The sequence below is a fragment of the Kitasatospora sp. NPDC101176 genome (genome assembly GCF_044768035.1).
In the GTDB taxonomy this organism is placed as follows: Bacteria; Actinomycetota; Actinomycetes; order Streptomycetales; family Streptomycetaceae; genus Kitasatospora.
In genome coordinates this window covers 52,142-65,052 of record NZ_JBIWPA010000024.1, presented here as the reverse complement: position 1 = coordinate 65,052, position 12,911 = coordinate 52,142, and the positions used below count along the sequence as shown (strand labels likewise).

The window sequence follows — 12,911 nt, the reverse complement described above, 5'->3', positions numbered from 1 at the left end:
GGGACGTCCGGCAGCCCCGGAGCCCCGGACCGCCCCGCGGGCATGTCGATCTCCTCCCGCGGGGATACCGCGGGTGCCTCGCTCCTCGAGTTCCCCCTGGGGAAAGGGACTTCCATGCCGCTCGGCAACGCGTTCAACAAGGCCTTCTGCAACGGACACGACTGGGGCTACTGGGAGCAGTACGACGGCAGCTTCACGCTCTACGGGATCGTCCTGGGCGCCAGGGGAACCCCCGAGGCGGAGCACTGCCTCTGGTTCAGACGCTGCCGCAAGTGCCGCGGCCGCGAGACCGAACTGCGCCACAGCTGGGGCCCCCTGGAGTTCATCAACGAGGACCTCGGCGTGGACTCCGGCAAACGGTACGACGGGTACCGGTGCACCTGGTGCAGGGCCACCAAGCCGGCGTGACGTGACGGCACACGCCCACGCCACCTGCTCAGCCGTCTGCGCGTCCCGGGCCGAGATGAGCCCGGTCAGTCGGCGACGGATCGTCGCATCGAGCAGCTCGCGGTGCCGTGGGCCAGCGGCACCTCGCCGCTGGCGGCGGCCCCGCCGACCGGGGTGTGGAAGGACAGCAGCTGTCGTGCCCGACAGCAACGCGTCGAGCGCTCGGCCCTTCTTGCCCGGAGGGACCAGACCGCCGACCGTCGTCAGGGCGATCCCCAGGAATCCCGCGTCCGCGAGCGGCGGTGAGAGGCGCCGGCCGGGCCGGGGATGGCAAAAGACGCTACGCCTTGGCTGGCTTGCGCTCCAGCAGGGTGACCGTCAGTCCTCGGACGGAGTCGGTCTTCGCCCGGGTGAACTCCGAGGTCAGCACCTTGACCTCGTCGTCGGGCAGCTGCTTGTACGGGTCGTCTGGCGAGCCGTAGGTGACCACCCAGATCCGGTCGACGCCGGCCGCGCAGGCGGCGGGCAGGACGCACTCGTCGGCGTACAGGTCCTGCTTCGCCGCCGCGCTGCGCTGGACGAAGACGTCCCTGGGGTGGATGTCCCGCGGCAGGTAGTACTCCAGCGCGTGGTCGAGCATCATGTACGCCGCGCCGCCGCGGACCGGCACGATGCCGTCGCCCGGCCGGTAGCCGTCGGCGATGATCCGGGCCGCGCCCTTCGGGTCCGACCAGTCGTGCGAGGTCGCGGTGCGCACCGCCTGCTGGTCCTGCAGGCCCAGCAGGGCGGTGCCGGCCAGGCCGACCGCGATCAGCGCCCGCGGTCGCAGCGCGGTCAGGCCGGCGCCGGCGAGCACGGCCCAGGCGGGCAGGGTGAAGAGCAGGTAGCGGTCCAGGAAGTACGAGGTCTGCGCCTGCGAGATCGCCCAGATCAGGACGAGCGGAACGCCGGCGACCAGGCCGATCTCCAGTGCCGGCCGGCGGCCCCGGGGCCAGGCCGCGGGCAGTGCGCACAGGCCGAGCATGCAGCCGCTGACCAGCGCCGAGCCGAACATGCCGTGCCAGGTCTCGACGAAGTCCTGCAGGTTCGGGGAGTGCAGCCAGGAGATCTGCCGTCCGGCCTGTCGGCGCCCGAGCACGATCACCGGGACCAACGCCAGCAGTGCGACCGGGACCGAGACCGAGAAGGCGATCAGCAGCCGGTGGCGGCGCCACCGCCACCAGCGCATCAGCACGACGACCGCGTGCGGCACCAGCACGGTCAACGCGACCACGTGGAACAACCCGACGGACACGACCGCCAGTGCGTACGGCAGCCAGCGCGGCGCGGTCGGGCGCTCCAGGGCGCGCAGCAGCAGCCACGTCGCCGCGGCCACCGACATCACGGCGAAGGCGTAGCCGCGCCCCTCCTGGGCGAACCGCGAGACGCTGGGGAGGACCGCGAAGAGCATCCCGCCGAAGAAGCCGGGCCAGGTGCCGAAGAGTTTGCGCCCGGCCAGCACCACCAAGGCCGCGGCCGCCGCCATCGCCAGTGCGGACGGCAGCCGGAAGAGCGTCGGTGAGTCGCCGAAGCCCGAGATCCAGAAGTGCATCAGCAGGTAGTAGGTGCCGGAGACGGCGTCGACGTGCTGCAGCATGTCCAGCAGCCCGCCGGTACTGCGGGTGGCCGCGCTCCAGGTGGCCACCTCGTCGCGCCACAGCTCCGGGCGCCAGCTGCCCCGGACGCCGAGTGCCAGCGTCACCAGCGCGGGCCAGAGCCAGACGGTGCGGGCGACGAAGGCCGCACCGCCGGCGGCCGGAGCCTGCCGGACGGCTTCGCGCTCCACGCTCCCGGCTGCCGTCTCGGTCTCGGCCGCGGCGCGCACGGTCATGGCCGGCCTCCCCCGGGTCGGCCCGGGGCCGGCGGCTGGGCGGAACGCCGGATCTCCCGGAAGGAGGCGTCGAGCATGCGCCTCATCCGTGGGGCCAGAGGGCGCTCGACGAACCGGTGCACCAGGTGGGCGAGCACCAGCATGACCGCGAGGACCAGGAAGAACGTCGGGTACGGCGCCAGGTGGGGACGGAGCCGGGTGATGATCTCGAATCCGATCTCCTGGTGCAGCAGGTAGAGCGGGTAGGTGAGCGCACCGGCGGCGGTCAGCCACTTCCAGCGCACCCGGTCGAGCCGGCCGAGCGCGACGGCGGCGACCAGGACGTAGGAGGCCGTCACGTACGCCATGGTCAGGTACCAGGACAGGTGGTGGTGGGTGTCGTACTCGTAACCGCCGATGATCCCGCGCATCCGGTCCTGCGCCATCAGGTAGCCGTAGCCCACCAGGCTCCAGAGCAGGAGGTTCGGTCCGAACCGGTGCATCAGGAAGAACGCGACGCCGGCGATGAAGTACCAGCAGTAGTCGGGCTGGACGAGGAGGCCGAGCAGCGGGAGGTCCGCCGAGGGCGCGATGGTGCCCAGGAAGGCCCAGACGCCCAGGAAGGCGACCACCCGCCGGTAGGTCAGGCCCCAGCACAGCAGCACGCCGAACAGCACGTAGAAGCGCAGCTCCGCCCAGAGCGACCAGTACACCGGGTCGATGTCGTCCACGCCCAGCGGCGTGTTGGCCATCGTCAGATTGGTCAGGATCCGGCTCGGGGTCGGACGGGGGGTGTGGCCGCACCAGACCGCCGGGAGGATCCAGAGCACGGCGGAGGTGGCCAGCACCGCGAACCAGTAGGCCGGGAAGAGCCGGACCACCCGCGAGGTCACGAAGTCCCCGAGCGGGCGGCCCCAGCACGACAGGCAGATCACGAAGCCGCTGATCAGGAAGAACAGCTGCACACCGGTCCAGCTGTAGGCGCCGATCAGGTGTCCGAGCGGCATCAGCCCGGCGGTGTCGCCGTGCCAGACCCCGGGGAGGCTCCGGGAACCGAGCCAGTGCCAGCAGAGCACGCCGAGGGCGGCCATCAGGCGCATGCCGTCGAGCGCGTACAGGCGCGGGCGCCCGGCGCTTGCGGACTCGGGCGGCACCACGCCGGGCACGCCCGCCCGGGTGCACCGGGGATCGCCCGGCTGCTCTCGCGGAGCTACGGTCGTCGGTGACATCAGGTCAGTGATCCTCGGGTCGGGGACTCAGCCGTCCCCGCGGGACCAGGTCGGGGCTCACCCGGGAGAATTCCGGTTCATCCATCCTCGCCGTCGACGCCCGTTCCCGCGATCACCGATCGGGCAGACGAGGAGGCAGACCTGCGGACCGGCCGCCGGCATCGCCGGTCAACTGCGGACAGGGCGCGGCCAGCGGGCACGGAGCCGCCGTCCGCCGCGCAACGGCAGGCCAGACGCCGCTTATGGCGGGGTCGTGAAGATCTCTAGCATGCCCGCAGCGGCCTCGGAGAGCGCCGGAGAGGGGCGAACCCGCCTCCCCGGCACCTCCCGACTCTCTGCCGGGCGAACCGTTCCGCCCGGGCCACGCCCAACCTCGCCTTCGCGGCCCTGGCCGGGTGGGGCCGCCCCCTTTCGGTGCCCGGCCTCGGTGTACGGCCGGGAGAGCACGTCGCGGCGTTACTCGGAGGCGCCGCTGAGGGGCTTGCCGCTGCCGTCGAAGCGGTCGGTGTCCTTGACGAGCTTCTCGTCACCGTAGGTGAACCAGTACTCGAAGTCGGGCCCCGAGAGCTGCTTCGTGATCGTCCAGGAACCGTTCGGCTGGCGGTTCATCCTGAAGTCCTGCTGCTTCTCGGACCCGCCCTTCACGACCCAGTGCACGTCGACCAGCGTGGTGCCCTTCGTGTCGGCCGGGTCGAAGGTGAAGGCGACGGTGTCGCCGTCCTTCTTGGCGATGCTCTGCCTGAACGGACCGCAGGTCGGGTCCGGGCTGGTCGAGGTCGTGACCTTCACCTGGCCGGCGGGGTTCGGGAAGTCGGCGGTGGCGTTCTTGATCCGGTACGTACTGTCACCCACCTTCAGGGTGTAGTCCCCGGTGACCTGCTTCATCGGAAGCTCGGCCACCAGCTTCCCGGTGCTTCCCGGCGGAATGTCCCGGGTGTTCTTCCCCTTGAACTCGTACCCCGTCTGCCAGACGCCGCCCACGGCCGCCTTGACCTTGTTCCCCAGATAGGTGAGGTTGCCCTTCCCGTCGTCGAACGGCACCGATCCTGACTGGTTGTAGCGGGCGGTGTGGTTCCAGTCGACCGAGTCCGTCACGGGATCGGTCCCGCAGTTCTTCTTCTCATCCGAGACCGGAACCTCCACAGCGGGCCCGTCGCCCGTCTTCGTGGCCTTGTAATCGCAGCTCGCGTTCAGACCCTCCTGGCAGAGGGCACCGATGAGCCGGTTCTGCGTGGCGCTGTCCGTGACGTTGACGTCCTCGGGCTTCTCGTGAATCACCTTCATCGTGGTTCCCTCGGGGTCGCACCGGGTCTGGGGGTTGCCGCTGGTCACCTTGCAGGCCACCTGGGGGTCCTTGTGCGGGCCCTGGGCCCTGAGCGTGATCTTCAGCTTCCTGTCCTTGCCACCGGTCTTGCCGGGGAATGTGAACGTGGCACTCGTCCAGTTGTCGACGCCCTGCTTCTCGGAGACCGCGGCGCTCATGGATGCCCCCGGACGGATGGTGGAAGACGACGGAAGGACGATGCCCTTCCCCTCCTCCACGTCTCCCAGGGTCATGTCGTCACCCGTGAGGTTCTGGATGGTGAACGGCCTGGTTCCCGGGTCGAGGACCCGGACCGTGGTCCCGGAGACGTCACACCAGACCTTCGTGCCGTTGTCCGGCTGACAGGAGGCCTGGGGTTCGCCGTGCGGCCCCTGCGACCTGAGGGTCACCTGGATTCCCTGCGCCGTGCCCCCGGAGCCCAGCGCGAACATCACGTGCGCCCAGTTGTCGAGGCCCTCCCTCTCGACGACTTTCGCACCCCTGGCGTCACGGGACTTGATCGGCGTCTTGTCATCGAACACGAGGCCCTTCCCGTCGTCCCTGCCCTTCGGGGTCATGTCCACGGACGTGAGGTTCTCGATCGTGAACCCCCGGTAGGAATCGGCCGGATTTCCGGAACCGGCCGGCGAGGCCGCGAACGCCTCGGGCGATATCACGAGAGCCGCGGTCAGCGAGGCGGAACCGAGGATCGCCGCGTTCCTGAGTTTCACGTCGAGGTCACCTGTCTGCGAGTACGTCGTCTGGAACGGCCACGCTACGGGTCCTGTTGATCTAGATCGTGCACGAGAGGGCGCGGCGGAGGGGAGCCTCCGCCGGGCCTTTCGGGCACGCCCTCGCGCAGTCCGGCCTCAGGTCACACGCACCTCGTACCGCTGACGTTCGAAGGCGGGCGGTTCGCTCAGCAGTCCCACCACCAGGCGACCGCGGGGATCCGCAGAGGAGCGGTGTCGATCGGCGCCGTGGGTGACGTCACGACCGTCGGCATCGCGACGCGCCTGGCCACGGGATCGTCCGGGTTGTTGGGGTCCGCGTAGCGCTCGGTGGTCAGGTGCCATCCGAGGCTCCCGCGCACCCACGCGCACAGACCGTCGACGTAGCGGCCGAGCGCGGGCCCGGCGTCGCGGCGCACCTGTTCGCTCAGCCCGGCCATCCGGTACATGGCCGCGTCGTGCATGGCGACGGCCCGGCGGGCGGCGTCGTCCAGCGTGCAGCCCAGCTCGTGGGCCAGCACCGGGACGAGGTTCTGGATCCCGGGGAACCCGAAGTGCTGCGCCCGGAAGGCTTCCTTGTTGTACGAGACGATGTCGTTGCACCAGCCGACCAGGGCGGCGGCGATGTCCTGCAGTGCGTGGACGCGCGGCTCGTGGACTTCCTCCGCGGTCAGGACGTATCCGCCGGCGACCTCGATGAAGGCGAGGGCGGAGAGCGTGGCGCTGCTCTTCTGCCACATCATGATGTAGTCGTTCACGCTCGCCGTCCTGCCGCTCTCGCGGATGGCCGCCTCCCAGACCAGGCCGGTGAAGTAGTCCTGCACCTGGTCCACCCAGCGGTAGACCTGGGCCGGGGTCGCGTGGGAGGCCAGTTCCCGCCGGATGTCCAGCAGGGACATCGCCCATCGGTCGTCCCGGAGCATCGGCACACTGGGCGTCTCCAGCATGCGCGCCATCCGGGTCAGGTAGATGGCCAGACCACCCGGGGAGGCGCCTCCGAGCCGCTCGTCGCAGACGGCGTCGTCGAAGGCGAACAGCCAGTTGCAGTAGTTCGTCGCGATCTGGAGCGGGCCCGGCAGGCCGTCCGGCACGCCCCAGCCCACGAACCGGCCGACGTGCGCCCGCCGGAAGTACTCCAGCCGGCGCCCGGCGGCGGCCAGGGCGAACCGCTCCATCCACTCCGCCCCACCCTGGTCGATCTGGTCCGTGACGGGCGAGGTACGGAACGGGAACGGGCAGTACAGCGCCGGAACGGCCACGGGCCTGTACGCGGAGTTCATGACGTGGAGCACCTCCTGAGGGCCGGGACGACCGGCAGGAGAGGGATACCCCGATGCCCTGCCCGGCCACGCCGGTGCCCGTGAACGGTCGTCAGGACCAGCGAGCCTGCCGACGACCGGAGCCGGGTCGTCGACGGGGCGGGTGACCCACGGCCACGGGGGACGGCCGAGGACGATCGACGGCGAGGCGGACGTGGCTCCGGGTGGAAGTCGCGGCACGGGAAAGGCCTGAATCCGGCACTCGGGGAATCGATAGTGCACTGACCCAAATGGTCTCTTCATGTTTTAGTCCGACTAATTCTCGGCAACGCATGTCCCGCTGTCTGTCAGTGGATCAGAAAGGCGGATGGACGTTTCCTCGACGCAGGAACAGATCCCACCCGGCCCGTCAGCCGTCCTGGCACCACACGGTGAAACCCCGCATCCACCGTGCACCCAGGACGGCCGGCCCCTGTGCCGCCCCGCCACCACGACGGACACGAGCCCCTCGTACCCCGGCCGCCCCGGCCCGCCCACCCCCTTCCCGAACCGATCCCCCGAAAGAAAGGCGAACAGGACACATGGCGCACGCCAGCCGACCTTCCCCGCAGCGCTCACTCGTCGCGGCCGCCACAGGCCTGGTACTCGCAGTCAGCGGCGCGGGAGCCACGCTCGCCCTCGCCCAGAGCGCCCACGCCGAGGCCCATGCGCCCGCCGCCACTGCCAGGGCCACGCGAGCCGACTGCCCTTCCGTCCCCCTGTGGGCGAACACCGGCGGCGCGACCCACACCCTCATCGAGTACGACACCACCGGCACCGTCCTGTTCAGCACCCCGCTCACCCGTGACTACGGCGACATCGCCTTCAGCCCCGACGGGTCGAAGCTGTACGGCATCAACTTCCCCGCCGCACCCATGCTGTTCACGATCGACCCGGCCACCGGAGCCGAGAGCGCCCCCGTCCCGGTGACCGGGCCCCTCTCGACCGCGACGTCCGTCAACGGCCTGACGGCCGCCGCCGACGGCACGCTGATCGTCGGGGCGTTCAGCACCAACCAGATCTTCCGGCTCGACCCGGTCACCGGCTCCAGCACTCCGGCCCCCTACGCGTTCCCCCCGGGGATCGTCTCCGCGGGCGACTTCCTGACCCTCACCGACGGCGACGTCCTCGCGTTCGGCACCCCGGACGGCGCCTCCGGTACCCCCTCGTCTGTGTTCCGGATCCACCCGGACAACTCCGTCACCCAGATCGGAACCGTCCCGCAGACCTTCGGCGCCGCGCAGTCGGGCGGCAAGGTCTACGCCTTCGGATCGGACGGGACGATCAACCGGCTCGACAGCGTCCCGACCGCCGCCTCGACGTCCCCCCTGCCGGTGACGGCCGTCGCCGCCACCGGATCCGGCTTCTACGGAGCCACCGCCCCGCAGGACTCCGGCAGTTGCGCCACCCCCGCCTACACCATCGCCAAGGGCGCCTCGCCCGCGGGCCCGGTCGACGAGGGCGCCACGGTCACCTACACCGTGAACGTGACGAACACCGGCACCGTCGCGGCGAACGCCGACTTCACCGACGACCTCAGCGCCGTCCTCGACGACGCCACCCTGGTCCCCGGGTCCGTCACCGCGACCACCGGCAACGCCTCCGTGACCGGCAACACCCTCACCTACACCGGCCTCCTCGGCCCGGGCGGCACCGCGACCGTCAGCTACAAGGTCACCGTCAACACCCCCGACAGCGGCAACGGCTCACTCACGAACACCGCCACCGCGACCGGTCAGGGCGGCACCTGCGCCACGCAGGGCGGCTGCACCACCACCGTCGCCGTCACCCCGCCCACCCGCGGCGTCACCGTCGTGAAGTCCGTCACCGAGCAGGACTTCACCGCCCCCGGACAGGTCCTGCACTACAGCTACCTGGTGACCAACACCGGCTCCCAGCCGCTGGCGGACGTCTCGGTCACCGACCAGGGCCCCGGCACCCCGACCGTGACCTGCCTCGCGGCGACCCTCGCGGCGGGCGGGTCCACCACCTGCACCGCCACGTACACCACCACCGCCGCGGACGTGCACGCCGGGAAGGTCGTCGACACGGCGACGGCCACCGGCACCGCCCCGGGCGGCAGCACCGTCACCGGCACCAGCAACCAGGTCACCGTCCCCTACGCCGGACTCACGATCGTGAAGGCGGCCGAGGAGACGGCGTTCTCGGCCGCCGGACAGACCGTCCACTACACGTTCACGGTCACCAACTCCGGCACCACATCCATCGCCGACCTGCACGTCGACGACGCCGGACCCGGAACCCCCCAGGTGACCTGCCCCGTCGCCAGCCTGGAGGCCGGTGCCTCGACCACCTGCACCGCCGAATACACCGTGACCGCCGACGACGTCAGAGCCGGCCGGATCACCGACCACGCGACCGCCACCGCCACCACCCCGGGCGGCAGCACCGTGACCGCCGGCAGCAACACCGTGACCGTCCCGGCGTGCAAGCCCTGCCAGGACCACGACCACGGCCACGACCACGACCACGGGGACGACTGCGACGACGACCACGCGGGCGGCCACTCCGGTGGCCATCCCGGTGGCCACGCGGGCGGCCACTCCGGTCCGCCCGAGCACAGCGACCTCCCGTGGAGCCACGGCCACAGCAGCCTCCCCGGCCGGCCCGACCACGGCGCCCCCTCGTGGATGCCCGGTGGCAGCGGCTTCCCCGGGATGCCCCACCACGACGGCGGGCAGACGTCCGTCGAGCCGGTCCACTTCACGATGGGCGGCAGCAGCGCCGACAGCCTGTCCTCCTCGGGCCCCCACGACACCCTTGCCGACGCCGGCACCGGCACCACCGGCGCCCTCGGCCTCGGCGCCCTGCTCTCCCTGGGACTCGGCGCCCTGCTGACCCACCGCAGCCGCGCCCGCCGGGGCAGCGGCAGCGGCAGCGGCAGCGGCAGCGGCAGCTGAACGATCCTGCACTGCTGCGGCGACGAGCCCCCGGGCCCGTCGCCGCAGCGGACGGCAGCCGCTGAAGCGAACTCCGCCGCGGTCAGTGCGGATTCAGCCGGGATGGCGGCCTGCGGTGCCCGGCCCCCTCGGGCAGCGGTACGGCGTGCAGCTGGGCGACCGGCGGCCGCGGACCGGCGAGCAGGTCGTCGTCACCCTGGATCCCGACGGCTGGGTCGATCCCCGGCTGGGGCCGCCTCCCGGACCGCCCGACACCACCGCACGGACGGTCGCCCCGGCCGCCGTCGCGACCGGCGCCCTCGGCCTCGGCACCCACCTCACCGGGCTGCTCGAAGCCCTCCTCGCCCGGAGACGCCGCCCGCCCGAGGACGCGGTCCCCGCGTGACCGGCGGCCGCGGCGAGCCGGACGGACGGGCCCCGGGCCCGTCCGTCGACACCTCATGGGGACGAATCGAGCGGATCGCACGATACTGAAGCCATGGCGCAGAACGCCCACACGCACCACGAGCCGTCGCGTCTCACGGTCAAGGGCCGCGAGGTACGACTGCGCACCATCGCCATGGGCGTCATCGCCGTCCTGGCCGTCTGGTTCATCGCGGTCAACACCGCCTCCGTGACCATCACCCTGTGGGTCGCCGACGTCACCCTGCCGCTCTGGGTCGTCCTGACCGTCACGATCCTCGTCGGCATGCTCATCGGCACCTTCCTGACCCGCCGCCGGGCCGCCCGCAGAGCAGCCCGTCCGTGATCCCGGGGCCCGTACGCCGACATCCGCCCCGGGCCTGACCGGCGGGACGCCGCGGGCGGCGAGGACTGCGCAGTCGGCGGACGGATCCACGGTGGCCTCCCACGCGGTCGTCCCACACGGGCCGGTCCGGGCCACGCCGCCGGACGCCGCGGCCGACGACGCGCGCCGCCTTCCTGCCGGCCTCGCCGTTCCGACGGATCCGCTCGTCACCCGGACGACCGCCCCCACACGCACGTCGCCGTCGTGACTGGTTGTATCGCATCGACACCCCCGGCAGCGGCAGGCTGCACGACCAGCTGGAGCTCAGAGTGCGCCGGTTCCCCCTCCGACCGAGTGCGCGCCGCGGCCTTGGCGTCGCAGCCGCCGTCACCGGGCTGGTTCTGTGCGGGCACCTCCAGACCGCTCTGGCGGTCACCGGGGGCAGCCCGGCCGGTCCCGGCCAGGATCTGGAGAACGTCGCCTTCCTCCATCCCGACGGCAGCCTGGCCTGCGAGGGGTCCATCATCAGCGCGACCGCCGTCGTCACCTCGGCCGCCTGCGTCGACGGCGAGCACGGACCGGTTCTCGCCTTCCGCTACGGCTCCCACGACGACCGGGCGGGCGGGCACATCGCCCTGATCGCCGACCGGCTGGTCCACCCCGACTACGACCCCGGGACCCACGACAGCGACATCGCCGTGGTGCGCCCCGCCGTGCCGCTGGCCCTGGACGATCACGCCCGCCCCATCCGGCTGCCACGGCCAGGGGACGCCCCCGCAACGGGCATCACCGCCGAGATCTCCGGCTGGGGCGCACCCACCCCGCGGGGAGACACCCCCGAGTTGCGCACCGCCACGGTCCCGATCGTCGGCGAGACCACCTGCCGCGACTCCTACGGCGACGACGGCATCACCGGCAGAATGATCTGCGCCGGCCTCAAGGAGGGCGGCGCAGAGAGCTGCCAAGGGGATTCGGGCGGCCCGCTGGCCACCGGTGACGGCTCCGGAGGGCAGGTCCTGACCGGCATCACCTCCTGGGGGTACGGCTGTGCCCGCCCCGACTTCTACGGCCACACGGAAGCGGCGCCCGCCCACTACGGCGTGTACACCAGGGTCTCCGAGTTCACCGACTGGATCGCGAAGGTGTCGTAGCCCGCTCTCCATCCCACCGACGTCCCGCGCGGGCGGGACCGCCGCCCACCCTCCTCGCACTGGCCGACGTGTTCGACGTGTCCGCCGCGGCCCGGTCCGCACTTCGTTGGTGCCCCGACCCGGAGGCGGACGACCAGTGGTGGCGGGAGGTCGAGAACTCGCCGCGCGCCGCGGCCATCACCCACGAACTCGGCCGGGAGATCGCCCCCGGCCACCCGCTCCACGGAACCCCGCTCACCGCGTGGCTGGAGTGCGGCGCCTGCGGCGACGTCCTCGTACGCCTCGACGACGAGCACGCTCTGGCCGGCAGGGCCCCGTACCGGGCTGCGGTCGTCCGCCCGACCTGGTCCCGGAGCCCCGAAGCCCCGAAGCCCCGCCGTGGCCCGCCGTGGCCCGCCGTGGCCCGCCGTGGCCCGCCACCGCCGTCTTCGACCGGGCTCTCGACGCGCTCGACCGCCTCGAGGCCTGCCACCGAACCGCCCGAGACGGGGAGTAGACCGCCACCGCGCGCCCGCCCGGCCTCCGGAGTGTGACCGGACGGCGGGCTGGGCGGCAGGACACGATGCCAGACGAACCCGGCGCACCGGTCGGGAGGCCGGCGCTCCCACTCCTCGGTGGGCCAGGGCCTGGCGCCGTGGTGACGCACGGACGAACCGTCACGACCGGTTCTCACAGGAGCGTGTGGCGTGCAGTCAGATGACGGATGCGGCGCGTGTGACGGCCACGGGACAGTGGGGGTGAGCCGGGGGCGGACGCCCCGGACCGCACCTCTTGGAGTTGTCACCATGAAGAAGATGCCGGGCAAGCTGGCGAGGACGGCCGGAGTCCTGGGCCTGGCCGTGGCCGCAGCGGGCGCCCTGTCGGTCTCCCCCGCCGCGGCGGGCACCGCCGCCACGGCCGGCTGCACCAAGTACTACAAGCTCGACAACGTGCAGGTCCAGGTGGACAACTGCTCGGACGGCTGGGTCTGGATCTACACCGGCGACGGCACCTACTACACGGGCAGCGTGCGCATCACGGACAACTTCGGCAACGACCGCGGGGAGCAGCGGGCGGACCGCGGCAAGTCCAACGCGACCAAGTACCTGCAGGTCAAGAGCATCAAGATCTGCGGCACCAAGTACCTGGGCTGGGCCCCGCCGCGGCCGTGGTGGACCGACTGCACCAACGAGATCTACGTGTGACCGTCCGGTCGTGATCCCGGGGGCGGGGGGGGGGGGCGGGGGGGGGCCGGGGGGGCGGGGGGGGGGGCGGCGGGGGGGCCCCCCCCCCCGGGGGGCGGGGGGGGGGGGGGGGGGGCGGGCGCCCGCCCCCC

10 protein-coding genes are annotated in these 12,911 nt (G+C 72.1%); 6 read left to right on the top strand and 4 right to left on the bottom strand.

All coding sequences use genetic code 11. The annotated features are described in order from the left end of the window. Nucleotides 1-114: 114 nt before the first annotated feature. Entirely contained in the window at nucleotides 115-408 is a 294-nt protein-coding gene (locus ACIRS1_RS27565) for a hypothetical protein (protein WP_402844582.1), read from the top strand. Between the two features lie 319 nt (nucleotides 409-727). On the opposite strand, the gene ACIRS1_RS27560 is transcribed toward ACIRS1_RS27565, so the two are convergent. From ACIRS1_RS27560 to ACIRS1_RS27545, 4 genes are all read right to left on the bottom strand, one after another. Next, a complete protein-coding gene (locus tag ACIRS1_RS27560; protein WP_402844579.1) occupies nucleotides 728-2,257 on the bottom strand; it encodes a glycosyltransferase family 39 protein in 1,530 nt (509 codons plus the stop codon). Further along, nucleotides 2,254-3,465: an acyltransferase family protein gene (locus ACIRS1_RS27555; RefSeq protein ID WP_402844577.1), complete on the bottom strand. Its 1,212-nt coding sequence runs from the start codon at nucleotides 3,463-3,465 to the stop codon at nucleotides 2,254-2,256. The genes ACIRS1_RS27560 and ACIRS1_RS27555 overlap by 4 nt, the downstream gene beginning before the upstream one ends. A gap of 456 nt (nucleotides 3,466-3,921) precedes the next feature. Then, nucleotides 3,922-5,499: a hypothetical protein gene (locus tag ACIRS1_RS27550; RefSeq protein ID WP_402844575.1), complete on the bottom strand. Its 1,578-nt coding sequence runs from the start codon at nucleotides 5,497-5,499 to the stop codon at nucleotides 3,922-3,924. Between the two features lie 188 nt (nucleotides 5,500-5,687). Continuing rightward, complete coding sequence (locus ACIRS1_RS27545) at nucleotides 5,688-6,779, bottom strand: hypothetical protein (protein WP_402844572.1); 1,092 nt, start codon at nucleotides 6,777-6,779, stop codon at nucleotides 5,688-5,690. 560 nt (nucleotides 6,780-7,339) lie between these two features. Here ACIRS1_RS27545 and ACIRS1_RS27540 point away from each other — a divergent pair. The 5 genes from ACIRS1_RS27540 to ACIRS1_RS27520 all read left to right on the top strand — a co-directional run bounded on the left by ACIRS1_RS27540 (nucleotide 7,340) and on the right by ACIRS1_RS27520 (nucleotide 12,780). Next, nucleotides 7,340-9,718 carry a hypothetical protein gene (locus ACIRS1_RS27540; RefSeq protein WP_402844570.1) on the top strand — a complete coding sequence of 793 codons (2,379 nt, stop codon included), beginning with the start codon at nucleotides 7,340-7,342 and terminating at the stop codon, nucleotides 9,716-9,718. Nucleotides 9,719-9,833: 115 nt separating this feature from the next. Beyond that, nucleotides 9,834-10,103 (top strand): hypothetical protein, encoded by a 270-nt coding sequence (locus ACIRS1_RS27535; RefSeq protein ID WP_402844568.1) that lies wholly within the window; start codon nucleotides 9,834-9,836, stop codon nucleotides 10,101-10,103. A 93-nt stretch (nucleotides 10,104-10,196) separates the two neighbouring features. Continuing rightward, the gene (locus ACIRS1_RS27530) at nucleotides 10,197-10,466 is read left to right on the top strand and encodes a DUF1049 domain-containing protein (RefSeq protein WP_402844566.1); all 270 of its coding nucleotides are present in this window, start codon (nucleotides 10,197-10,199) and stop codon (nucleotides 10,464-10,466) included. A 251-nt stretch (nucleotides 10,467-10,717) separates the two neighbouring features. Beyond that, a complete protein-coding gene (locus ACIRS1_RS27525) occupies nucleotides 10,718-11,596 on the top strand; it encodes a S1 family serine peptidase (RefSeq protein ID WP_402844563.1) in 879 nt (292 codons plus the stop codon). Between the two features lie 785 nt (nucleotides 11,597-12,381). Then, nucleotides 12,382-12,780: a hypothetical protein gene (locus ACIRS1_RS27520; RefSeq protein WP_402844560.1), complete on the top strand. Its 399-nt coding sequence runs from the start codon at nucleotides 12,382-12,384 to the stop codon at nucleotides 12,778-12,780. Nucleotides 12,781-12,911: the final 131 nt, after the last annotated feature.